Genomic DNA, 22,813 nt, shown 5'->3' on the forward strand with positions numbered 1-22,813 from the left:
AAAATTTATAAAACAAATGTCTCAAATAACATGTATGTTATTCATGCCGCCGTAGAAAAAAAACACGATCCGATTCAAAAAAAGATTCATAAATCAAATCGGATCTGTTATACTATAATTGTTTACTGTCGACAGTCTGCATTTTTAGAGAGAGGAGGATAAATCAATGTCCTATCGGTTGATTTCTTTCGATGTATACTCGGCTTTGGCTAATATTGAAGGGAGTCTGATTCCCGAGCTCACAAAGGAAATTGGTTCAAATAAGCTTGATACGACGGCGTTTTTTCGGACGTGGCGTACCCGGCAGTGGGATTATTTATTGCTTAACAATTCGTTGGATACGGGATATTTAAGCTATGATACCATCACCCTCCGCGCATTGGACTACACGGCCAAGCGTTTCGGCATTCAGCTGGCCGATGAAGCGAGAGAACGATTGTTACTGGCTTGGACGAGACTGCGCCTTTGGCCGGAGGCGGCGGAGGTCCTGTCCGAAATCCAAAACAGAGGCTACGCCATCGCCATTTTGTCCAACGGAACGGAAGCGATGCTGCAAGCGCTTCAAGAGGAGATCGGCATTCATTTTGATTACATTTTTTCTTCCGATCAGGCCGAAGCATATAAACCAAGCCCCAAAATTTATCAGCTTCCGTTTACCCGTCTCGGATTGGATAGAAGGGAATTATTGCATGTTGCGGGCTCGTTGTTTGATGTGATGGGAGCCAAATCAGCGGGGCTTACCTGCGCCTGGTCCAACCGGCTGAATGATTATACGCTTGACCCCCGCTACAGCCCGGATTATGAAATGGCTGATTTAACGGGGCTGCTTCAAATGATAAGCCCCAAGTAGGGAACTGGAGGAGATAACACATGAACATATACGATATAGCGGTGATTCCAGGCGACGGCATCGGCAAGGAGGTTGTCCCCGCGTCGTTGGAAGTGTTAAACACGGTAGCGGAAGTTCACGGGGGCTTGAAATTTAATTTTACAAGCTATCCATGGAGCTGCGATTATTACTTGGAACACGGGAAAATGATGCCGGATAACGGGATTCAAATCCTGCAAAATTATACTGCCGTATTTCTCGGAGCGGTGGGGGATCCGCAGAGGGTTCCGGATCACGTGTCCCTTTGGGGGTTGTTGATCAAAATCCGCCGTGAATTCGAGCAGGTCATCAATATCCGCCCCGCCAAATATATAAAGGGAATTCAATCCCCCTTACACTCTCCGAACGATTTCGATCTGATCGTGGTGAGGGAAAACAGCGAGGGAGAATACAGTGAGATCGGCGGACGGATTCATAAAGGAGAGGACGAGGTAGCCATTCAAGGCGCCGTCTTTACCAGAAAAGGAACGGAACGGGCCATTCGGTACGGCTTCAAATTGGCTGAGCAAAGAAAAGGCCGTGTCACCAGCGCAACCAAATCCAATGGCATCGTGCATTCGATGCCGTTCTGGGACGACGTGTTTAACGAAGTAAGGAAGGATTATCCCGGCATCGAGACGTCATCCTGCCATATTGATGCCTTGGCGGCATTCTTTGTCACCCGCCCGCACACGTTCGATGTCATTGTCGCAAGCAATCTGTTCGGGGATATTCTCACCGATCTGGGAGCGGCCATCATGGGCAGCATCGGCATCGCGCCGGCAGCCAATATTAACATCAACGGGAAATATCCATCCATGTTCGAGCCCGTACACGGTTCCGCACCCGATATTGTCGGCAAGGGGATTGCTAACCCCATAGGTCAAATCTGGACGGCGAAGATGATGCTGGATCACTTGGGCGAAGTCGAGGCCGGACGCAAAATGCTTGAAGTTATGGAAAGCGTCATTCAGGATGGCATCAAAACTCCGGATATCGGGGGCACATCGTCGACGACCGAAGTGGTTCAGGAAATTTGCCGCCGGCTTAAGACATTGTAATCCGTAAAAAACAGAGGCACAGCTGGTGCTTCTGTTTTTATTTTTCGCCTTTATAACCACTGCTTGAGAAAGTTCATAAAGGTTTGGCATGCTTTCGATAAGTACGTATCCTTGTTCCATGAAGCCCCCAAATGCAGATATACCGGTGGATCGAGTGAGACGGGAACCAGAGATTGATCGTCGTGCTTAATGACCATACGCAAAAACAAAGTGATTCCAAAGCCCTCGGATACCAGGGATTTGATCAGGGACAATTGATTGGTTGAGAAGGTGATATTCGGTGGGCTCGCGGCATGTCGGCTTGCTTCCATAATCAATTCACGCTGGAGATAACCTTCTTTGAATAAAACCAGGGGCTCGCTCAAAATCTCCTGAAGGCGCAAGGACGAACGCTCCGCCAGAGGATGACCGGCCGGCAGACAAACCACCATTTCCTCTCTTAACAAAGGGATGACCTCGTGATGCTCCTGCTGGTGGTCGCCGAGAACACTAATTCCAATGTCCACCTCTTTACGATCCAACAGCTTTTGAACTTCCAGCGTTCCTGCTTCTACTACGCTGATGGTGAGAGCAGGATACTTCTTTTTAAATTCCTTAATGATCTGGGGAAAATAATAACTTCCAAACATGGAGGGGAGACCGATGCGGATTTCCCCTTTCTCGAGTCCTCTTAATTCCTCCATTTCTTTACGGGCTTCTTCTACACGGCTGAGAATGGCCCGGGCGTGAATAAGCAGCGCGCGGCCTTCCGGGGTTAGAGCCACCGCCTTTTCCGAACGGTCGAACAGGGTGAGCTGCAATTCCTCCTCCAGTTTATGAATCGATTTGCTGATCGCCGGCTGGGCAACCAGCAGCTTCTCGGCAGCTTTGGTAAAACTGCCGGAATTCGCAATCTCTACAAAATACTGCAGTTTTTTAAAATCCATCCATGGCTCTCCTTTGCGGAATACACTATTCCCAATAGTTATGGAAATGATGAAATTAATATATTTTATTAATAGTATGTCATCATGGTATCATCTGTAGACAGTCATGTAAAGGAGTTTTCGTTGATGAATTATGGTACAGGAGAATATTGGAGAGCTACGGCGGCGCTAAGCCTGGGGTCCTTCCTGGTATTTGCGATCGTTTATTTGACGCAGCCGCTGTTGCCCTTATTCGTTGTTGAATTTGGATTAAGCGAATTTATGTCAAGCTTATCGCTTTCGGTGGTGGTATTTTGTATCAGTGTGGCTTTGCTGATTTACGGGCCCGTATCCGATGCGGTTGGAAGAAAACCGATCATGGTCTGGTGCATGGCAGGAGGGGTCGTCTCCACGGTTCTGACGGCCTACGTCAGCGATTACTCGGTTCTCCTCATCCTGCGCGCCGTACAGGGCTTGTTTCTTGCAGGGCTTCCGGCTTTGGCGATGGCCTATATGAGTGAAGAATTTTCACCCAAAGCATTAAGTGTTTCCATGGGTCTTTATATCGCGGCGAACAGCCTTGGAGGAATGAGCGGAAGGATTTTGAGCGGAGTGATCGCAGAGCATTGGGGATGGCGCTCGTCCTTTGCCATGATAGGATTCTTGTCGGTGGCTTTATTTGTCGCGTTTGTGTTCTTGCTTCCCCGTTCCCGCAATTTTAAGCCTTCGCCTCTGCAATGGCGCAGTGCCGCGTTGGCTATGATCAATCATCTGAAAAACCCGACGCTGAGCATCGGAATGCTGATCGGAGGCCTGCATTTTTTGGTGTTTATCGGTTCGTTTAATTATCTTACTTTCCTGCTTAGCGAGGAGCCCTTTCATCTGAGTCCTTCCCAGCTGGGCATGCTCTTTCTGGCCTATGCGGCCGGCAGCCTGGGTTCCGCGGTGTCCGGAAGATTGTCCGACCGCTGGGGCAAAAGCCGCTGTATGATGGCAGGTATCCTGATCTTTGCCTCGGGTCTTCTGCTTACGCTTGTCGGTTGGCTTCCGGTAATCCTGATCGGCCTGGTTCTGCAGTGCTTCGGATTTTTCTTTTCCCATTCCGCCTCGGCAAGCTGGGTAAATTCCCGGGCGGCCTTTGCCAAAGCAAGCGCAGCCAGTCTGTACTTATTCTTTTATTATTTGGGCGGCGGCCTGGGAAGTTTTTATTTGGGCTGGTTTTGGCATCTAAACCGTTGGCCCGGAGTGGTCGGAGGCGGAATGCTGGTCTTTATCTTGACCTTCTTCCTGACCAGAAAGCTCTATGCGGAGGAAAGCCGAAGTCTGGTTCGGGTAAACGGGATGATCACAACGAAATAAAAATTGGACAACGCCGGAAACTATGATTTAATAGAAGAGTGCAATCCTTATTTTGAAACGGTAACGGAGTGACTTTCAATGCTAGTGGATATTAAACATAGGCTCGGCGAAAAAAATATACAGGAACTGCTCTCGTATTCGGTCTTTCCCGACTCCGGTTTGTTGGAAAAGGAACTGAACGCCTATGCGAAAGAGGACAGCCGCGAGCTGTATGGATATGAAGAGGATGGCCAAATGATTGGCCTTGTCGGGTTTATTGCGCATCCGAATGGGCTTCTGGAAGTGAAGCATCTCGCTGTTCATCCGGAATATCGCGGGCAAGGCTATGGCAGAGGACAAATATTGGAGCTGATCGAGCTCAAAAAACCGCGGGAAATTCAAGCGGAAACCGATGAAGAATCGGTGGAGTTCTATAGGAATATAGGTTTTTCCATCAGAAGTCTGGGGGAAAAATTCCCCGGCGTTGAACGATTTCAATGTGTGTATGAAGTGGAATCGGATGAGTGAACAAGATGCCGCTTAGAGTAAAAAATAGGGTTAATTCGCAGCTGCTCATTGCAGCTGTTTTTCTTTGGTCAGGATTGAACCGAATGGCGCTCGGTTACGCCTATATGAATAGAAACATTTAAAGTGAGGCGAAGCATATTGGACTGAGACAACGAACAACACTTCTTCCGGTCCTGGATTGATGATGGAAGACGGAAAGATGCAGCTGCCATTTTCCTCATCCGTGTTCTTTGACACCGAGGTAAAGGAGCTGTACCTGCACATAGGAACGGTACAAGTCTCAGAGAGAGAACCCAGCGGCAGCTTTGAGCTTTCAATGAATGGAACGTTCCCCTTAACGGTTCGATATAAGAATAAGGACATCGTCATTGAGAAGGCTCGATATCATGACGGGTATCTTCACTTGAAAGTGAAAAAAGGAGCCCCTCATCAAGACCGGCTGGAAAGCGTGTATTTCTTCATAAAAGAGTATAACGATCAAATTTCCCAAAACGATCAATTAATGGAGAAAGTGAACAGCAATTACAAGCGAAAGCAGCAGTCCATACCTGGATCTTTACATCCCTGCCTCCAAGCAGGATAAGTACACGATTTCTTTACAGCGCGTAAACGATCCGATTGTCATCAATAAAGATTATCCCATCTCCCTAAAATAGCTGGTATAAAAAAGGAAACTTCCCGGGCAAACTACATCATGGAAAAGGAGGGAAGAAAAGCCATGGCAAAAATTGCGGTTGAGAACAGCTTGGAGGATGTAAAGAATGCCCTGCAGCAAAACGGGCACGAGGTTGTTTCCATAGACAGCGGAAATTTGCAAAATTGCGATTGCTGCGTCATTTCCGGTCAGGATAAGAACGTGATGGGAATCAGTGAAACCGTTACTCAAGCGTCGGTGATTAACGCCCGAGGCATGACAGCCGATGAAATTGTACAAAGAGTAAACCAAAGCTTGAGCTAGATCGCCTATACCATTCCTTACGCCCGCTGCCAGCGGGTTTTTTTGTTTGGATAACTATTCGGGACCTAACGTTATCTATCAATTATTGAAAAATCAATGAACAAAGGCTTTAAACTGTAAACTTATGAGTTCAAAAGAGACTCTTTAGTATTGACGAGGAAAAAATGTCCAATGTATAATCAGTAAAAGATGTTTAAACTTTAGTGTTCACAATGAACTCATTAGTTCTTTGAGTGAATATCCAGGAGGTTGAAGCATGCCAAAGCGCCAAGAAATCATTGATGCAGCGAGCCGGTTATTTTCCGAGAAGGGGCTTGCAGCAACCACGGTAGATGAGATCGCCAAGGAAGCCGGTGTAGCCAAGGGCTCCTTTTATAAAATGTTCGAATCCAAGGATGTACTTCTCAGCGAAGTCTTGACTCAATTTATCGATTCCATGCAGGAAATGGCGGACTATGTCATTCTGCTGGCGGATATGACTGCAAAAGAAAAGATCGAGAAGCATTGTCAGCTCACACTGGAACATATTTTTGAGCAAAGGCATTTCTTCTTATCCGTGATCTCTCCCCATGATGTGAGCTCTGCAAGTCTAGTCAAAACGAATTCCTCCATCGTCATATTTGAAAAACAAATCATGCATTTAACGAAAAAAATGCTGCTGTCTGCCTATGGTGAAGAGATCGATCCCTTCGTTTGGGATATCGTATTAGCCTATCACTCCTTTATGCGGGAATATGCCTTTCAAATCATTCATACTCAACAAAACGCTATTCCAGTTGTATCCAAGCTGATTTCAAATATCCTCGATATCCTCATTCAGTATTTTCATGAAAGCCGTATCGAGCCCGTGATTACTTGTGAACTAAGAAAAAAAATAGAATTTGTTGAGTACAGTCCTGTGGATAAAGAGAACCAAATCTTGGAATTGTATAGGATGATAGAGAGCAAGGCAGCGTCTCTTAACATCGAACCTCAGTCTAAAAAGGAAGTGATAGAAGCGATTGCTTATCTGAAGGAAGAAGCGAATCGTAATCGTCCAAGAACCGTGATCAAGAAGTCATTACTAAATTATTTAAGAGAACATAAACCCTTATCGGAGTTGTGTAACCGTCTCGAAAGACTTCTTTTTGACTAAGAGAGGGCCCACTAACTTTACAAAATATGTAATATAAGAGGGGACATGTATGACTACCAATACATCTGAGCCATCGCCGGATAAGGAAAAGGGTGGCATCAAGCAGTGGATTGCTTTATTCTCCATTATTTTTGCAACGTTTCTCGAAATGTTGGACCATAGCGTAATCAATGTCGCTATACCCAAAATGACCAGCTTATTGAATTCAACAATAGATGATATGGAGTGGGTGGTTACCGGATATACTTTGGCTACAGCCGTGGTCATCCCGCTCGGAGGATTCTTGGCAGACCGCTTCGGTTATAAAAAAATACTTATGATTTCGGTTTCGGCTTTCATAATGACTTCAGCCATGTGCGGGATGGCGTGGAATGATACCAGCCTTATCGTATTTCGAGTCCTTCAGGGCTTAGGCGGAGGAATCATCATGCCGGTAGGCATGGCCATGCTTTATCAGATTATGGATCGCTCCAAGGTGCCTATCGCGATGGGGATTTGGGGGATCTCTGCCATGGCTGCTCCTTCCCTGGGGCCAACGATTGGAGGCTACGTCGTAGAGCATATGCATTGGAGCATCTTGTTTTATATTAATATTCCGATAGGCCTCTTATCCTTATTGATCGCTTTTTTTCTCATTAAAGAAACACCCAAACAATCGCATTTGAAATTTGATTTTCCGGGCATTATTCTCTCGAGTATCTTTTTTTGTTCATTGCTGCTGATCATCAAAAAGGGTGAAGCAGAGGGGTGGACATCCCTATACATCGTTACGCTCATATGGATATCGGTTTCCAGCTTCATGCTGCTGCTGTGGGTTGAGACGGGGAAGAAAGACCCGGTCATCAATTTACGATTATTTAAAAATAAGGATTTTACCGTCAGTATCCTTATCTCTTCCCTGGTGTTTATTGCGATTCAAGGAGGAGCGTATATCCTTCCGATATGGTACCAGAATGTCGGGGGGCTAACGCCGTCTCAAACGGGAGTACAGCTGATGCCTCAAGCCATTGCCACCGCCTTGATGATGCCGCTTGTCGGTGCGCTATCAAACCGGATTGGAGTCATTCCTTTTGGAGTAACTGGTCTGGCGCTATTAACCTTTGGTACTTACAAATTGCATTTTATTACGGGTGACATCTCCAACTATGAATTGAACGTATACCTTGTTATTCGAGGGCTGGGAATCGGTTTATGCATGATGCCCATTATTGCTGCGGGATTAAATACGATGTCTAACGAGCTGATGGGCAGCGCGTCTTCGCTCTCCAACATCCTGCGCAGTGTGTCATCCTCCTTTGGGATTGCTCTTTTGGGGACCTTTATGTCGCATCGGACAACACAATACGGAGCAGCGATAACGGAGCAGATATCAGAAACGTCGCCGGCATTTGCAGTATTCCAAGGCCATATTGTACATAACTATATGATGCTGGGGGCGGATACGGCTGCCTCGCAGGGCGGATTCCTTGGCGTACTGGGTCAAACGATTCAGAAAGAAGCGTTAGTACGGGGCTTCACGGATACGTTTTTTCTTCTTGTGATCTTGGGAGCGATTTGCATCCCTCTCGTATTTCTAATGAAAAACAAATCGTCCCGTGAAGGCGGGGATGACATCATGATTCACTAAGGTTGAGTTCACCCGAGCTTATTGACCATACAGAACCATATCTATCGTTTGAAATCTTGGGGGGAGAAACATGAAAAGAAAACTGATCTTAATATTGATCATTATCGTCATCATAGGTTCAGGGGCAGGCATTGGATCTTATTTTTGGTATCAATCTGTTCATTATGTGAAAACGGAAGATGCGCGATTAGCAGGAGAGATCTATCGTGTCATGCCTAAAATTTCAGGGAAGCTAAACACACTGACGATCAAACAAGGAGATACGGTTGTTGCGGATCAAATCGTAGGTCAGCAGGACATAACGAACTTATCCAGCACGTTACTGGATCAAGCATCACTTCGCTCTCCGGTTAGCGGTACGGTAATTCATACCTCGGCAAAACCGGGCGAGGTCGTCACACCGGGCCAATCCGTAGCGATGATTGTGGATAAAAAAGCACTTTATGTTTCCGCCAATATTGAAGAGACGGAAATCGAAAAGATCAAGCTCGGCCAATATGTTGAATTCTCCATTGATTCATTCCCGAGCCATACGCTTACTGGAAAAGTCTATGAGATCGGGAACGCCACGGCGTCAACGTTCTCTCTTCTTCCTACGACAAGCACAAGCGGTAATTTTACAAAGGTGACCCAGCGGATCGGGGTCAAAATATCGATAGACGATCAGCGAGGGTTGAACCTGTCTCCGGGCATGAGCGCTGAAGTGAAGATACATATTAAGGGGGAGAACTGAGATGAACAAAAGGTTTCGTACGATCACCATATTATCCGTTCTTGCCGCTTCGACGATGGTCTTTACAGGCTGCGGCACCGATCTGCCTGCTAATGCCTCCGAACAGCAGATTCCTTCGGTTAAGACGATTACATTGTCATCTGTCGAACGTGGACTCATCGGTAAGGTTGTTGTGAATGAAACGGTAGAGATCTATTCCAAGCAGCCTGGAAGAATCGCTTCCATTTTGGTAGAGGAAGGGGCAAAAGTGAAAAAAGGCGATTTGCTTGTGCAGCTGGAGACAAGCGAATTAGAAGTGCAGGTGAGAAAAGCCCAGGCCGGTCTCGATGCAGCACAAGCCCAGCTCGCTAATACGCTTGAGGGAGCCAGGCAAGAGGATATCCGTGCAGTCCAAGGTGCACTGGATGCTGCCCATGCTTTGGTTGATCAATCGAAAGCGGCTTTTGACCAAATTCAAATTACGTATAATCAAGCCAGAAACCATTATGATATGGGCAACATCACGAAGGATGAATTGGAGTTAGCGACAACCAACTATAAAACGGCAAAATCAGCCTACGATGCAGCGGTAGCCAATGCGAGGAGTGCCCAGGCGAAGCTGGACTTATTAAAGGCTGGAGCTGCGGCCAGTACGATAGACCAGCTTAGAGCCCAGGTTGCAGCTGCACAAGCGGATCTTGATTCGGCCAATTTAATGCTGAGGAATGCCTCTATTGTTTCTCCGATCGACGGTATTGTGGTGAAGAAATATGCAAAAGCCGGTGAGATGGCTTTCACCGCCATGCCTTCCGGTGCCTCCCTTCTGCAGCTGGTTAGTTTGGATCCTGCCAAAGTCGAGGTGAGTGTTCCGGAGTCAGAGGTGAACCAGATCAAGGAAGGGGACTCCATCGATATTCAAGTCGCGAGCTTACCGGATAAAAAATTTCAAGGAACGGTTTCCTTCGTTAGTCCGGTTTCCGATCCTAACAATAACACGTTTACGGTAAGGTTAACCGTCCCGAATCCGGAAAATCTTCTCCGCGCAGGTAACGTGGTTACAGTGAACTTTACCGCCGATGCTGCTAAACATGTAGAAATACCGAGAGACTCCATTATTGAAAAAGACGGAAAAAAACTTGTGTATAAGCTGGATGGAGATCAGGTCCGGGAGATCGCAGTTACAACTGAGGATAAAAATAAGGATTGGGTTTTTGTTGAAAACAGCTCCTTATTCCATCATGAAGACAAAATTGTGATCTCACCGCCGGCAAGCTTGTCCGATGGCACTAAAGTTGTGGTTGAATAGCAGCAATGAGAGCTATAACGGAAGAAAAAGGCAGAAATAACCGACATCAGACTTGACAGGAGGAAACCCAAGTGAAACACAAGCTGAAGAAAACCGTAGCATCTGTTGTAATTACCGCCTCGATGATAAGCACCGGTTACTCCGCTTTTGCGGCCGAGGCTTCAGAACCCGCCTTCAGCGCACAGACGGCCGTTACACTCGGAACGGCAACCGCTCCTTTCATCGGTTCGAACCGGATTGTAAACGGAGAAAACAACTTTACCTTCAGCGGCAATTCCGAGCAGTTTGGTTACCCGTTATCCGTTCGCATCTACGAAGTGTTTACCACAGAGACAGGTGCAGAAGGTAAACGTCTGCTTGGCGTATTCAAGCAATAATCCGACTTCAATTCCACACGAAATCCGACCTCGCGAGGGGCGGATTTTTTATTTATGTTATATTTAATAACATAAATTTATTGAATTTTGGTGCTTTGCTTAGTATAATGTTATATAATATAACATATATATATTCCGAATTCCGCAATGGATCCAGCCGCACGAATATCCGAGGTCATTTCCTGGGAGGGGAGTACCTATGCATCTTACCGTCGAAGAGGCGTTGTCGATTTTTCCTTTGTCTAAAGGAAGGCTGGTTGCAGGAAAAACCGGTACGTCAAGAATCGTGAAATCCGTCAATGTGATGGACGCCCCGGACATCACTGATTGGATAAAAGACGGCGAAATGTTGTTTACGACCGCATACCTCATTAAAGACGACATTGACGAGGGCATCCAACTGCTGCGCAAGCTGGACCAGCGGGGTTCCGCGGGGCTCGGGATCAAGCTGGGCCGGTTTTGGTCCGATGTTCCCGAACCCATCCTTGACGAGGCGGACCGTCTGGAATTTCCTCTCATAGAGCTTCCTTATCAATTCACGTTCTCCGATCAGATGAAGGGGTTATTTTACGCCGAATTGCAGCGCAATACCAAGGTGCTTCATTCGGTCCTCGAGAAGCAAAAAAAGCTTATGCAGTTCGCCCTCAAACCCGACCATCTCAGCAACTTTTTTCATGCGATTCTGGGGATTATCGGGTATCCGATGGCTGTGGTCGCTTCACGCGGTCATCTGGTCTTTAATTCAACCTCGATGAGTGAAGCGCAGCTTCTGCAGGGTTGGCCTTGGAAAGATCGCAGCCAATGGGTTTACTCGGAGAACGGCAGACATTTCCGTATTCCTTTGACGGATAAAGAAGAAGGTATCGGTTACGTGCTGTTTTATCCTACAGAACCTCAATTGATGAAGGTTGAGGAAGGTCTTTTTCACCAGGCGGCCGAAATCATCTCTTACCAAATGAGTTTCGTGTACAAAGAATTTGTCGATCATTCCGTGCAAAATGACCTCGGGTACTTATTGTCGCGCTATTTAAAAGGGAACGGCACCATTGAGGCGCTTACAGAAGGGGCGGAACGCCTTGGGATCAAGCTTTTCGAAGGATCGTATCAGTGTGTGCTGGCAGCGGTGCCGCCGGAGATCCCGGAAAGCGACCGCTCCAAATGGCTTCGCGACCTTCGCGAAGAGCTTAAATTCCATCCTGAGCTGAAAAACAAACAGGTGATCCATTTTCGCATAGGAGAGGGGGAGTTCTCGATTTTTTCCGCGGATTCATTTTCCGGGAACGGGACGCTCCCGGCCCTTCTTGCCAAAGGATTACAAGGCCTGCTCGGAGCGGCGGACGCCACACGCAGGCCCTGGCTGTCGGTGAGCGGCAGAAAATGCAAGCCGGAGTCTTTGCTGAAGGCGTTTCAGGAATGTCAGGACACGCAGCAGATTGCAGAACGTCTCGGAATTCGCGATCCGGTCATTCAATTCGAAACGGTGGAGCTTGCCTATTTATTTCAGCATGTGCCCGCCCGGAAAATGCAACTGTATTGCGATGAAGTGCTTCAAGCGCTGCTGGTCAAGGATCCCGAGTATGCGCGGGAGATGCTGCACACGCTCGAGGTCTTTATAGACAATGACGGGCAAATGAATGAAACCGCCAAGCAGCTTTACATTCATCGCAACACCGCGGCATATAGATTGGAGAAGATCGGCGAATTGTTGGGCGTCGATTATAAAAGCATAAGCGATTTGCTCCGGCTGAAGCTTGTGTTCGTCTTTCGGCAAATGCTGAATTCCTAAAGGCGTTACCCAGACGCAAGGAGGACATCCATGTCTAAACTGCTCATCAAGCAAGCTCAAATCATTACCATGAACAGTCAAGAAGAAGTATATTCCGGGGATGTTTGGATTGAGAATGACCGGATCGTTCATGCCGCACCTGATCTGAGCTCGTTGGAAAAGCAAGCCGATCATATCATTGCGGGAAAAGGGCGCGTGCTGCTGCCGGGATTTGTGCAAACGCACATTCATTTATGCCAGACGCTGTTCCGGGGGCGGGCCGATGACATGGAGCTGCTGGATTGGCTGAAGAAGAGAATTTGGCCTCTGGAGGCTGCGCATGACGAAGAATCGGTCTACTATTCGGCTTTGCTTGGCATTGGAGAGCTGATTCGCAGCGGAACAACCACCATTCTTGATATGGAGACGGTTCGCCATACGGATTTTGCTTTTCGCGCTATGGCAGAAAGCGGCATTCGCGCCGTAGCCGGCAAAGTCATGATGGATTGCGGCGCGGATGTGCCGTCCGCTTTACTTGAGCGGACGGATCAATCGATCCTGGAAAGCGTAGATCTGCTGCAGAAATGGAACGGAGCGGAAGGCGGACGGATTCGGTATGCGTTTTGCCCGCGTTTTGTCGTGTCCTGCACGGAGCGTCTGCTGACGGAAGTCAGGGATCTGTCGGAGCAGTACGACGTAAAGATCCATACTCATGCTTCTGAAAACAGAGGCGAGATTGAGCAGGTCGAGCGGGAGAGAGGCATGCGCAATGTCGTGTACCTCGATCATATCGGGCTGGCTACGCCCAGGCTGATATTGGCCCACTGCATCTGGCTCGATGAAGAAGAAAAGCGGATTATCCGCCAACGCGGCGTGAAAGTGACGCATTGTCCGGGCTCCAATCTGAAGCTGGCCTCCGGCATTGCGGATGTGCCGGATTTATTGTCTCAGCATACCCATGTCGGTCTGGGAGCGGACGGGGCCGCCTGCAATAATCATCTCGACATGTTTCAAGAAATGCGCCTTGCTGCGCTGATTCATAAAACGAATTGCGGACCGGCCGCTATGGGGGCGAAGAATGTGCTTCGGATGGCGACGATGGGCGGGGCGGAGGTGCTCGGGATGGAAGGCGAGATCGGCAGTATCGAGCCGGGGAAAAAAGCCGATCTGATCCTGTTGGATCTCAACGATTTTCATGCGTATCCATCGTATGATGCCGATCCGTATTCTCGTATCGTGTATTCGGCAACCCGAGGCGACGTGGATACGGTAATCATTGACGGAAAGATCGTGATGCAAGGAAAGCAGCTGCTTACCGTAGATAAGAAGGTGGTACTGCAAGAGGCCGATCGGTGTATCGAAAGGCTGCTGAAGCGGATATAGACGGATCATAAGGTGTGGTGACATGGAGATGCACGGATTGCTGGAGGTGTTGTTCCGAACCAGGCGAAAGACGGTGCTTGCCACGGTGATCGAAACCGAGGGACACGCTTGCCGTAAATCTGCTCCGGATCATTTGCATGATCCGGTCGGCTTGGATATCGGTAACGGCAGGTCCGGAAGAAATCACCGGCAGCATTGCGGCCGAATGGATTGCTCTAGGAAGATTTGAAATACCACGTACTCGATCTGAACATCGGGAGGGATTGGCCATGGCGATCGGCAACCGCATCCATCCTTCCGAACCGAGGGTTTGGCAGCCCTCCGGTTTGAAAGAAGCATGGGAATTGCGCCAAAATCTGCAGACGGAAAGCACTTTCGTATCCGGCGGATCGCTGTTAAGGACACAGTGGGAGTCCGGACAGACCGAGATGCCCATGCATTTGATCAGCTTGGAGGGCATATCCGAACTGCAAGGCTTGCGCGTACTGGAGAATAGAGGAGATGGAGTCAAGCTCAGAATTGGCAGTTTGGTTCGGTTGGCAGCGTGCGGAAAACAAGCGGAATCCCGGCTGCTCGCTGAAGCGTGCAGGTTGATTGCTGCACCTTCCGTGCGGAATATAGGAACGCTGGGAGGCAACGTGGCTTCCGGTATCGGTGATGCCATTCCTGCGTTATTAGTTAACGACGCCATCCTGAGTTGGTTTAACGGCAAGGGAATTGTAGCGGAACGGCTGGAAGCCTGGTTGGCCGGACGGCGGAAAGGTAAGGCCGGAGAGGACAAACGCATCTTGGCGGAGATTGTCCTGCAGCCCGTGCCGGTTAAGGGAAGCGATACTGGCGTCATGGAATTTTATCATAAAGCTGCGCGGCGGGAGGCCTTTGCTCCTTCTCTTGTTACGGTTGCCGGCACGGGGATTTTGCAACAAGACGGAAGCTTGTCTGAATTAAAGTTAGCTGCAGGAGGAGGCTCTTCTACGGCCTGTCGTCTGCCGTACACGGAAGCGCTGCTGACAGGACGGCCTCTCACGGAATCGCTTCTGAAACAAGCGCATGATTTAGTGAAATCGGAATGGAGCGGCTTCGCCGATCCGTTCGCTGCTGCGGAATACCGGCGGACAGCCGCAGCCAATCTGATCGTGTCGGAGCTGTGGAAGCAGATGACGGCCAAACGTTAAATCCGAATTGCCGGGGAGGGAATGACGTGCTGTTGAACAAACCAAATGCGGGAACACGCTGGAAGATCCGGCCGGACGGAGCGGATAAGGTGACGGGAAAATGCATATATTTGACGGATATGCATAGGCCGGGGATGCTTTACGGCAAAATATTGCGAAGCCGGCACGCTCATGCCCGGGTGCTTTTCATTCGAACGGAGGAAGCCGAACGGCTTCCAGGCGTTCATGCGGTTATTACGTACAGAGACGTTCCCGGCATGAACCGTTTTGGAATAGCCATCCCTGATCAGCCTGTGCTTTGTGAGGATCGGGTCCGATATATAGGGGATGCTTTGGCTGCCGTAGCAGCCGACAGCCTCGAGATTGCGGAGCAGGCGCTGCGGATGATCGAAGTGGGTTATGAACCTTTACCGGTGCTGGATAATCCTGAAGCCGCACTGCGTCCGGATGCTCCGAAGCTTCATCCGTCAGGCAACGTTCTGCACCGAACCTCATATCGGCGCGGTGAAGTATCGGACGCATTCGCCCGCTGTGCGCATGTGGTGGAACATACTTATTACACGCCGAGACAAATGCATACGTACATGGAAACGGAAGGCGGATTATTCGTTCCTGAGGAGGACGGAAGATTGACGGTGTACGCACCGACGCAGCACGGTTATAAGGACCGGATGCAGCTGTCGAGAATTTTGGCGATGCCGGAATCCGGGATTCGGGTCGTTTCCAGTCCGATCGGAGGATCATTTGGCGGGAAGGATGAGCTTAACATTCAGCCGTTCGGAGCGCTGCTCGCATTAAAGAGCGGCCGGCCTGTCAAGATTCATCAGGAGCGCTTCGAGTCCGTTCGTGCAGGGTTGAAGCGTCATCCGATGAAGATTACCATGCGCACCGGCGTGGACGGCGAAGGCCGGTTGGCAGCTCATCAGGTGCGAATGATCGCGGACACCGGCGCCTATGCGACTCTAGGACCGGCCGTACTGAATTTCGCCACCGAGCATACCATGGGACCTTACCGTATTCCCAACGTTGACGTGGAAGGGGTGTCCGTTTATACGAACAACGGGATATCCGGAGAATTTCGGGGCTTCGGTGGAAATCAGGTGATTTATGCGCTGGAGGGTCAGATGGACCGGCTTGCCGAAAAGCTGGGGATGGACCCTTGGGAGCTGCGCCGGATCAATCTCCGCAAGGCGGACGATCCTGGTCCGATGGAACAGAAGATCGTAGCGACTGAAGGAGCCGGCCAAGTATGGGCCTCGGTCGAACAAAGCGACGTTTGGCGCAGAAGAAAAGCAAACGCGAAGGATGATCGGGTGCCCTGGATTCGACGGGGAGTAGGCGCAGCCATCGCCATGCATGGATCGGGGCTCGGTTTTGGTTTGCCGGATTTCGGAGGAGGCAGGCTATCGTTGAATTCGGAAGGGAAAATCGAGGCCGCCTTCGGCTACGAGGAATTCGGGCAGGGGCTGCTGGGAACGCTGGAGATCATGCTGACGGAACATTTCGGCTGTCTTGCGGAGGATTTGTCGCTTGTTATCGGAGATACGGGTCGTGTGCCGCACAGCGGTTCCAGCACTGCATCCCGCACAACCACGATGATGTGGCTGGCTCTGCAAAAAATGAAGCCGGTCTTTATCGGCAAGCTGCTGTCGGAGGCATCGGCCATATTGGACATTCATCCCTCAGAGCTGGAAACAGGACCAGGAGGCATATGGAGAAGGCAGGCGCTTGGAAGCGAGTCGGACCGCCATTCGCCCGTCATAACTTACAGGGAGTTGGCCGAAAAGGCAGCGAAACCGATCGAGACATTAAGTCAAATTCATTTTCCGACAACGCCTGACGCCGTCATGGGCGGCCATTTCCTTTACACTTACGCCGGTGCCGCTGTCGAAGTGGAGGTTAATACGCTGACAGGCCGTGTCCGGATCGTCGATCAGTATCATGCGGTTGCAGCGGGACCGGTTGTGAATCCCATGGGCTATGCGGGACAGATTGAGGGCGGGAGCAGCATGGCCATTGGATTTACGCTAATGGAGGATGCGGTTATGTCATCGGGACATTATATCACCCGGAATTTGGATACGTACTTGATTCCGACCGTATACGATATGCCCGGGCGCTTTGGCCTGGATGCCATTGAAGAGCTTCCGGAAGACGATCCCTATGGACCTCGGGGAATAGGAGAAATAGGAACGGTGGCTCTGGCCCCGGCGATTATTTCTGCCGTTCGGCAGGCCGTCGGTGTGTGGGTGGAGAAGCTGCCGATCTCTCCGGAGCAGCTCATTGGAAACGCCGATTTCTTGAATGGAGCGTGAAGCGGATGATTGTAGATGCCAATGCCGGAGCATGGAGCTGCACGATCAACGGGAAGCCTGTCGTCCTGGAGCATATGCCTCCCACGAGAAAATTGCTCGACATTCTCCGGGATGAACTGCGCCTGACGGGGACGAAAATGGCCTGCGGAATCGGACGATGCGGAGCTTGTATGGTGCTTTTGGACGGTAAACCGGTCAACAGCTGTTTGTTGATGGCCTATCAATGCGCAGGCAGAGAGCTGGTGACTATTGAAGGGCTGCAAGGACCGGAACGCGATCCGGTGCAGCAGGCGTTTCTGGAGGAAGGCGCTTTTCAATGCGGCTACTGCACCTCGGGTATGCTGATGTCCGTCAAGGGGCTCTTAAAAGCGAATCCTTGCCCGAATCGTTCGGAAATTGAAGAATCCCTGTCGGGCAATTTATGTCGTTGTACCGGCTATGGACCGATCATTCGGGCGGTAGAAAAGCTGTCCGAACTTAACAGGCAAGGTGCGAGGAATGTGGACCGTGAAGTATAAGCATGGGCATAGTGCGAAGAAATGTTACGGTTTGTCCTTTGGGTCAGACATTATGGCGTATGGCGTAATGGACGGAGCTGCCTTGGAAGGCAGCCCTGTTGATTTTTGGCTATTCATAGAAGGTTTCGCATGCATAGGGCCTGCCCGTGCGACAACTGGTGCAAGCCCCGCAGGAAGCAAAAGATAATACAACGTGATCTCCCGGCTGTACGCTGGATACGCCATTGCCTACGCTTTCCACAATATCCGAGCCCTCATGGCCTAATACGGCGGGAAGCGGAACAGGATAATACTGATCTCGAACAATCAGGTCGGTGTGACAAATTCCCGCTCATTCGCTAACATAGACACCATCCTCCATGATTTCAAATGGCAACGTTTTCTTGCAATTGAAATATATCACAGGATGTTTGAAAGGAAATGATTTCAGCGTATTTGGAATGAAATATTTAACATCGCGATGATCATTTTTTTGAAATGCGACCGGTAAACAGCAGCATAATAAAGGAAATGAGAATAATAGCACCTGTCCAGGCCCACGCCATCGCCGTATTGCCCGCATCGACCGCAACATAAATCGCAGTAGGGATGGTTTGGGTTTTGCCGGGAATATTCCCGGCAATCATCAAGGTTGCCCCGAATTCGCCGAGGCCCCGCGCGAAGCCGAGGATATAGGCGGTGACTAATGAACGAAAGGTTAATGGAAGTGTGATGTACCTGAACACTTGCCATTCGCTTGCTCCGATGGAACGCCCCGCATCCTCCAAATCCCGGTCGACGGAAGCATAGCCTGTCTTCATCGTTTGATAGACGAGCGGAAAAGCTACCACGATCGAAGCGACCACGGCTGCCCACCAGGAAAAGACGACCGGCGCATCGAACAACCATTCGAAGAAACGTCCGATCCAGCTTTTTCGGCCAAGCATAACCAAGAGCAAAAAACCGACTACGGTTGGCGGAAGGACAAGCGGCAGCATAAATGCCGTTTCGAGAAGCGTCTTTCCTTTAAACGATCGCCGGGACATCCACCAGGCAGCACCCACACCTAATACAGCAACCACTATACTGGATAGCATGGCCACTTGCAGTGATAATCCTATCGGGGACCAATATTCGTTCCAACTCCAACTCATGCCCATCACGATCACTTCGGTATGGAAAATCCGTATTTGACGAATACATCCAGCGCTTCTTTCGATTGCAGGTATGTAAATAAATCTTCAGCTTCTTTACTATACTTCGTCGCTTTGACAATTCCTATCGGATACTCGACGGGAGTGTAGGTAGTCGGATCGACGGCAAAAGCGATGGTGACCTGCTTTGAAGTCAAAGCGTCCGTTTTATATACAAATCCGGCTTCGGCGTTCCCGGTTTCCACATATTGAAGCACTTGTCGCACGTCTTTTCCTTGTACGGTTTTGGACTGCAGCGTATCCCACAGTTTGGCGTTAGTAAGCGCTTCTTTGGCATAGTTTCCGGCCGGGACGCTTTCCGGAATGCCGATCGCCACATGTTTTACTTCCGCTTTCGCTAAATCCGCTATACTTTTAACCTCCGTTTTCCCATCTGCCGGAGTGACGACGACCAGTTCGTTGTTCAACAAATTCTTTTGTTTATTCGTATCGATCAGCTGTTTGTCAACGAGCGCCTGCATGTTCTTGGGCGCAGCGGAAAGGAACAAATCTGCCGGAGCCCCTTGCTCAATCTGCTGTTGTAAAGCCCCGGATGCGCCGAAGTTAAAGTTCAATTTGATATTTGTATTCTTGGTTTCGTAAGCCTTCTGGATTTCCTTGAGCGCATCGGTCAGGCTTGCTGCCGCAGAAACGGTCAATTCCACAGTTTCCACAGACTGCTGACCGGTTTGGTTCGAATTCGGGGCCTGTGCACTGTCACCGGCGTTAGCGGCCGGTTTTTGCTCCGTTCCGCAGCCTGCAAACGCAAACATTATTACAGAGATAAATAATAAGATCATATTTCTTTTAACATTTCCAAACATTATTTCGCCTCCTAAATTATAATTAGATATAATATAACATAAATAATTATATTGTATATAGAGTTTTTACATTGTAAACCTGTATAAGAATCTTTTTATGTCCGGATGTGATAAAATAAAGTCGGACGAATGAGCGGCAATGACAATGAGCAGGGAGGATTAGGATGTCTAACGAACAATCCTACACGACCGAGGAAATCGCTAAGCTATTGAAGATATCCAAACTCACGGTATACGATCTGATAAAAAAAGGGGAGCTGCCCTCTTACCGGGTTGGCAAGCAGATGCGGGTGGATGCGGCCGACCTCGAAGCGTATAAGCAAAGAAGCAAAAGCATCAAGGCCGCCGAAAAGCCGGCACTGGCTGAAGTTTCTGCAAGACCCGCGCTATCGGCTTCCCATAACGGAACGCGCGCTGTCGTTATCACCGGGCAGGACATCAGCCTGGATATTCTGGCCAAGCATATAGAGAGGAATATCCCCGGCGTACGGCCATTGCGTGCCTATGTCGGAAGCCTCGACAGCCTGATTTCCATGTACCGGGGCGAATCGGACATCGTCAGTACGCATCTGTTGGATGGCGATACGGGAGAGTATAATCTCCCCTATATCCGTAAATTGCTCGTCGGCTCGTCCTATCTGGTGGTGAATTTGCTTTCGCGATGGGCCGGATTTTATGTCCAGCAGGGCAATCCGCACAATCTCGGCAGTTGGAGCGATCTAAAGCGGCCGGGCTTACGGCTCATCAATCGTGAAAAGGGTTCGGGAGCACGTGTTCTGCTTGACGAACAGCTTCGTCTTCACGGCATTCCGCCGGACCGGCTCAACGGGTATCATAAAGAGGAATCCAATCATTTAGGGGTAGCCGGAAAAGTGGCTTCCGGGGAGGCGGATGTCGGCATAGGAATCGAAAAAGCCGCTTCCATTGTCGGCAATGTCCAGTTTATCCCCTTAATTCAAGAACGGTACGATCTCGTTATGATGAAAAAGCCTGAGAATCGGGAATGGATCGAATCCTTCATTTACATTTTGCAGTCCGATGCATTTCAGAATGAACTGCGCACCATTCACGGGTACGACTTGTCTTTGACGGGTCGAATCCTGCTCGAAACATAAGCGAATAAGCTGATATAATGAACCAATCAATGGAAGCCGGGTTTTCCGCAATAAGGAAAATCCGGCTTATTTTATTGAAACTAAGTCTTTTGACCTCTAAATATGGCATATATATGTAATTATATATAACATATGATTATGGTATGACGCACAAAACTGCACTATAATGTTATGTGTTATTACAAAAACACTCATATTCTATTTACCATCCATAACCCATCTAATACAATAACAACAAATGGAGGTGCTGAGCGAGAAAGAGATATCGGTAAAGCCACGCTGATGGTACCGCACGACGAATGAAATCAGTGAACGGGTACGGGTCGTATCAGGCGCATGAAAACATTGAAGCCGAGAGGAGCGAATCAGAGCATGGCTGTCGAATGGGAGAAAGAAATGATCGGTTTGCTTGGGGAAGCGCGTCTGTTGCTCGATACGGAGTCCAAAGAACGTTTGTCCAAGGACTATTATTGGTATTCGCCGGTGCTCGAACGTCAGTTGAAGGAAAAAATCGCCGACGGCATCGTCATCCCGAAGGATGAGCGCGAGGTATCGGCGGTATTGTCCTTTGCCTACCGGCACCGCATACCGGTTACAGTTCGAGGGGCGGGCACTGGCAATTACGGCCAGGCGGTTCCTCTGGAAGGCGGTATTGTGATGGATATGAGTCAGCTGGATGAAATCCTGGAAGTTGGCGACGGATACGTCCGCGTACAATGCGGTGTACGACTCGGCTCGCTGGAGAAGCATCTGAGGGAGAGGGGACAGGAACTGCGCATCTATCCAAGCACCTTCATGAAGGCGACGGTCGGCGGATTTGTCTGCGGCGGTTCCGGCGGCATCGGCTCGATCACATGGGGCAACCTGTGGGACGGCAACGTACTGGAGGCGGGCGTTTATACAATGGAAGAAGTTCCAAGACGGTTGGTTGTCCAAGGACAGGACCTGTATCCATACATTCACAACTATGGAACGACGGGGATCGTCACGGAGCTTACCATCGCATCGGCCCCGAAAACGGAGTGGATGCAGACCGTTATTCATTTTAACGATATAGCGTCGGCGGTGCAGTTCGGCGAAGCGCTTGCCAAAGAAGAAGCGATTCCCAAACGTTTAATCAGCCCGATGGAGTGGCCGATTCCCGCGTATTTTGTACCGCTCAAAAAAGTATTGGAACCCGGGGCGGCGGCCGTGTTTCTGGAAATCGCCAACGGCACGCTGACGGCTGTTTCCGGGCTGGCCCAAAGCATGGGCGGGCGCGTCGGGCATATCATCGAAGCGGAGCAGTACCGCAAGACAATCGGTCTTTCCGATTTTACTTGGAATCATACGACGCTTTGGGCGCTGAAGATGGATCCGGCGATCACTTATCTTCAGGCCGGCTTTGCAGCCGACCGTTATTTGGAGCAAATCCGGCTGATAAAAGATGAATTCGGCGACGAGGTGCTGCTGCATTTTGAATGGGTGAAGAACGGAGGCCGGTTAAGCCTGGCATCGCTTCCCCTTATCAGATTTAAAAGCGAAGAGAGATTATATGAAATCATCCGTTTTTTTGAGGCCAACGGCGTGAACATTTTTGATCCCCATACTTGGGTGCTCGACAGCGGGGGACGCGGTGAAGTGGGAGCCATGCAGCGGAAAAAACGCGAGAACGACCCCCTGGGATTGCTGAATCCCGGAAAAATTGTTTATGAACCGTAAGCGGAAAGGAGGAGATCATCGAAAATAAGG

The 22,813-nt window shown here is 49.5% G+C and carries 22 protein-coding genes and 1 pseudogene; 19 read left to right on the plus strand and 4 right to left on the minus strand.

Annotation, left to right across the window (positions count from 1 at the left end; all coding sequences use genetic code 11):
• Positions 1-166 precede the first annotated feature (166 nt).
• Together NR121_RS22440 and NR121_RS22445 are read left to right on the plus strand one after the other, a co-directional pair.
• A complete protein-coding gene (locus NR121_RS22440; RefSeq protein ID WP_074729700.1) occupies positions 167-850 on the plus strand; it encodes a haloacid dehalogenase type II in 684 nt (227 codons plus the stop codon).
• A 20-nt stretch (positions 851-870) separates the two neighbouring features.
• Entirely contained in the window at positions 871-1,929 is a 1,059-nt protein-coding gene (locus tag NR121_RS22445) for a tartrate dehydrogenase (protein ID WP_062408396.1), read from the plus strand.
• A gap of 50 nt (positions 1,930-1,979) precedes the next feature.
• Here the strand turns inward: NR121_RS22445 and NR121_RS22450 are convergent, their stop codons facing one another.
• On the minus strand, positions 1,980-2,855 hold the full coding sequence (locus NR121_RS22450) for a LysR family transcriptional regulator (protein ID WP_174349951.1): 876 nt from the start codon (positions 2,853-2,855) through the stop codon (positions 1,980-1,982).
• 126 nt (positions 2,856-2,981) lie between these two features.
• Between NR121_RS22450 and NR121_RS22455 the strand changes: the two genes are divergently transcribed.
• The 15 genes from NR121_RS22455 (at position 2,982) to NR121_RS22525 (ending at position 17,971) form a co-directional block, all read left to right on the plus strand.
• Positions 2,982-4,193, plus strand: coding sequence for an MFS transporter (locus tag NR121_RS22455; RefSeq protein WP_256831961.1), 1,212 nt, complete (start codon positions 2,982-2,984; stop codon positions 4,191-4,193).
• 78 nt (positions 4,194-4,271) lie between these two features.
• Positions 4,272-4,700: a GNAT family N-acetyltransferase gene (locus NR121_RS22460; protein WP_062408393.1), complete on the plus strand. Its 429-nt coding sequence runs from the start codon at positions 4,272-4,274 to the stop codon at positions 4,698-4,700.
• 199 nt (positions 4,701-4,899) lie between these two features.
• Complete coding sequence (locus NR121_RS22465; protein WP_054820206.1) at positions 4,900-5,283, plus strand: hypothetical protein; 384 nt, start codon at positions 4,900-4,902, stop codon at positions 5,281-5,283.
• A gap of 135 nt (positions 5,284-5,418) precedes the next feature.
• Entirely contained in the window at positions 5,419-5,658 is a 240-nt protein-coding gene (locus tag NR121_RS22470; RefSeq protein ID WP_054820207.1) for a YkuS family protein, read from the plus strand.
• A 256-nt stretch (positions 5,659-5,914) separates the two neighbouring features.
• Positions 5,915-6,793 (plus strand): TetR/AcrR family transcriptional regulator, encoded by an 879-nt coding sequence (locus tag NR121_RS22475; RefSeq protein ID WP_062408391.1) that lies wholly within the window; start codon positions 5,915-5,917, stop codon positions 6,791-6,793.
• A gap of 49 nt (positions 6,794-6,842) precedes the next feature.
• Positions 6,843-8,420 carry a DHA2 family efflux MFS transporter permease subunit gene (locus tag NR121_RS22480; protein WP_062408390.1) on the plus strand — a complete coding sequence of 526 codons (1,578 nt, stop codon included), beginning with the start codon at positions 6,843-6,845 and terminating at the stop codon, positions 8,418-8,420.
• A 70-nt stretch (positions 8,421-8,490) separates the two neighbouring features.
• On the plus strand, positions 8,491-9,153 hold the full coding sequence (locus NR121_RS22485) for an HlyD family secretion protein (protein WP_062408389.1): 663 nt from the start codon (positions 8,491-8,493) through the stop codon (positions 9,151-9,153).
• Between the two features lies 1 nt (position 9,154).
• Entirely contained in the window at positions 9,155-10,438 is a 1,284-nt protein-coding gene (locus tag NR121_RS22490; protein ID WP_256831962.1) for an efflux RND transporter periplasmic adaptor subunit, read from the plus strand.
• 71 nt (positions 10,439-10,509) lie between these two features.
• Positions 10,510-10,815 (plus strand): hypothetical protein, encoded by a 306-nt coding sequence (locus tag NR121_RS22495; protein ID WP_256831963.1) that lies wholly within the window; start codon positions 10,510-10,512, stop codon positions 10,813-10,815.
• Between the two features lie 199 nt (positions 10,816-11,014).
• Complete coding sequence (locus NR121_RS22500) at positions 11,015-12,601, plus strand: PucR family transcriptional regulator (protein ID WP_256831964.1); 1,587 nt, start codon at positions 11,015-11,017, stop codon at positions 12,599-12,601.
• 30 nt (positions 12,602-12,631) lie between these two features.
• Positions 12,632-13,963 (plus strand): 5'-deoxyadenosine deaminase, encoded by a 1,332-nt coding sequence (locus NR121_RS22505; protein WP_256831965.1) that lies wholly within the window; start codon positions 12,632-12,634, stop codon positions 13,961-13,963.
• 22 nt (positions 13,964-13,985) lie between these two features.
• Positions 13,986-14,192 carry a hypothetical protein gene (locus NR121_RS22510; RefSeq protein ID WP_054820024.1) on the plus strand — a complete coding sequence of 69 codons (207 nt, stop codon included), beginning with the start codon at positions 13,986-13,988 and terminating at the stop codon, positions 14,190-14,192.
• A 40-nt stretch (positions 14,193-14,232) separates the two neighbouring features.
• A complete protein-coding gene (locus tag NR121_RS22515) occupies positions 14,233-15,138 on the plus strand; it encodes an FAD binding domain-containing protein (RefSeq protein WP_054820023.1) in 906 nt (301 codons plus the stop codon).
• A 26-nt stretch (positions 15,139-15,164) separates the two neighbouring features.
• Entirely contained in the window at positions 15,165-17,453 is a 2,289-nt protein-coding gene (gene pucD, locus NR121_RS22520) for a xanthine dehydrogenase subunit D (protein ID WP_256831966.1), read from the plus strand.
• A 5-nt stretch (positions 17,454-17,458) separates the two neighbouring features.
• Complete coding sequence (locus NR121_RS22525; RefSeq protein WP_054820022.1) at positions 17,459-17,971, plus strand: (2Fe-2S)-binding protein; 513 nt, start codon at positions 17,459-17,461, stop codon at positions 17,969-17,971.
• Positions 17,972-18,083: 112 nt separating this feature from the next.
• Here NR121_RS22525 and NR121_RS22530 read toward each other — a convergent pair.
• The 3 genes and pseudogenes from NR121_RS22530 to modA form a co-directional block, all read right to left on the minus strand.
• A pseudogene (locus NR121_RS22530) lies at positions 18,084-18,302 on the minus strand (alcohol dehydrogenase catalytic domain-containing protein); the annotation flags it as partial.
• A 133-nt stretch (positions 18,303-18,435) separates the two neighbouring features.
• Positions 18,436-19,104, minus strand: coding sequence for a molybdate ABC transporter permease subunit (gene modB / locus NR121_RS22535; RefSeq protein WP_373864992.1), 669 nt, complete (start codon positions 19,102-19,104; stop codon positions 18,436-18,438).
• An 11-nt stretch (positions 19,105-19,115) separates the two neighbouring features.
• Positions 19,116-19,967 carry a molybdate ABC transporter substrate-binding protein gene (gene modA / locus NR121_RS22540; protein WP_074729273.1) on the minus strand — a complete coding sequence of 284 codons (852 nt, stop codon included), beginning with the start codon at positions 19,965-19,967 and terminating at the stop codon, positions 19,116-19,118.
• A 164-nt stretch (positions 19,968-20,131) separates the two neighbouring features.
• On the opposite strand from modA, the gene NR121_RS22545 reads away from it, so the two are divergent.
• Positions 20,132-21,082 (plus strand): helix-turn-helix transcriptional regulator, encoded by a 951-nt coding sequence (locus tag NR121_RS22545; protein ID WP_054820020.1) that lies wholly within the window; start codon positions 20,132-20,134, stop codon positions 21,080-21,082.
• A 372-nt stretch (positions 21,083-21,454) separates the two neighbouring features.
• Positions 21,455-22,783: an FAD-binding oxidoreductase gene (locus NR121_RS22550; RefSeq protein WP_137671097.1), complete on the plus strand. Its 1,329-nt coding sequence runs from the start codon at positions 21,455-21,457 to the stop codon at positions 22,781-22,783.
• Positions 22,784-22,813 lie beyond the last annotated feature (30 nt).

The sequence above is a fragment of the Paenibacillus sp. Pae15 genome, from assembly GCF_024519685.1.
GTDB classification, from domain to species: Bacteria; Bacillota; Bacilli; order Paenibacillales; family NBRC-103111; genus Paenibacillus_G; species Paenibacillus_G naphthalenovorans.

Bases quoted from the DNA above. Each gene is read 5' to 3' on its own strand.
- NR121_RS22500 (WP_256831964.1), top strand. From the start codon at position 11,015: ATGCATCTTACCGTCGAAGAGGCGTTGTCGATTTTTCCTTTGTCTAAA.
- NR121_RS22440 (WP_074729700.1), top strand. From the start codon at position 167: ATGTCCTATCGGTTGATTTCTTTCGATGTATACTCGGCTTTGGCTAAT.
- modB (WP_373864992.1), bottom strand. From the start codon at position 19,104: ATGAGTTGGAGTTGGAACGAATATTGGTCCCCGATAGGATTATCACTG.
- NR121_RS22450 (WP_174349951.1), bottom strand. From the start codon at position 2,855: ATGGATTTTAAAAAACTGCAGTATTTTGTAGAGATTGCGAATTCCGGC.
- NR121_RS22490 (WP_256831962.1), top strand. From the start codon at position 9,155: ATGAACAAAAGGTTTCGTACGATCACCATATTATCCGTTCTTGCCGCT.
- NR121_RS22470 (WP_054820207.1), top strand. From the start codon at position 5,419: ATGGCAAAAATTGCGGTTGAGAACAGCTTGGAGGATGTAAAGAATGCC.
- NR121_RS22480 (WP_062408390.1), top strand. From the start codon at position 6,843: ATGACTACCAATACATCTGAGCCATCGCCGGATAAGGAAAAGGGTGGC.
- NR121_RS22460 (WP_062408393.1), top strand. From the start codon at position 4,272: ATGCTAGTGGATATTAAACATAGGCTCGGCGAAAAAAATATACAGGAA.
- NR121_RS22510 (WP_054820024.1), top strand. From the start codon at position 13,986: ATGGAGATGCACGGATTGCTGGAGGTGTTGTTCCGAACCAGGCGAAAG.
- NR121_RS22550 (WP_137671097.1), top strand. From the start codon at position 21,455: ATGGCTGTCGAATGGGAGAAAGAAATGATCGGTTTGCTTGGGGAAGCG.
- NR121_RS22445 (WP_062408396.1), top strand. From the start codon at position 871: ATGAACATATACGATATAGCGGTGATTCCAGGCGACGGCATCGGCAAG.
- NR121_RS22485 (WP_062408389.1), top strand. From the start codon at position 8,491: ATGAAAAGAAAACTGATCTTAATATTGATCATTATCGTCATCATAGGT.
- NR121_RS22465 (WP_054820206.1), top strand. From the start codon at position 4,900: ATGCAGCTGCCATTTTCCTCATCCGTGTTCTTTGACACCGAGGTAAAG.
- NR121_RS22455 (WP_256831961.1), top strand. From the start codon at position 2,982: ATGAATTATGGTACAGGAGAATATTGGAGAGCTACGGCGGCGCTAAGC.
- NR121_RS22515 (WP_054820023.1), top strand. From the start codon at position 14,233: ATGGCGATCGGCAACCGCATCCATCCTTCCGAACCGAGGGTTTGGCAG.
- NR121_RS22545 (WP_054820020.1), top strand. From the start codon at position 20,132: ATGTCTAACGAACAATCCTACACGACCGAGGAAATCGCTAAGCTATTG.
- NR121_RS22505 (WP_256831965.1), top strand. From the start codon at position 12,632: ATGTCTAAACTGCTCATCAAGCAAGCTCAAATCATTACCATGAACAGT.
- NR121_RS22525 (WP_054820022.1), top strand. From the start codon at position 17,459: ATGATTGTAGATGCCAATGCCGGAGCATGGAGCTGCACGATCAACGGG.
- modA (WP_074729273.1), bottom strand. From the start codon at position 19,967: ATGTTTGGAAATGTTAAAAGAAATATGATCTTATTATTTATCTCTGTA.
- NR121_RS22475 (WP_062408391.1), top strand. From the start codon at position 5,915: ATGCCAAAGCGCCAAGAAATCATTGATGCAGCGAGCCGGTTATTTTCC.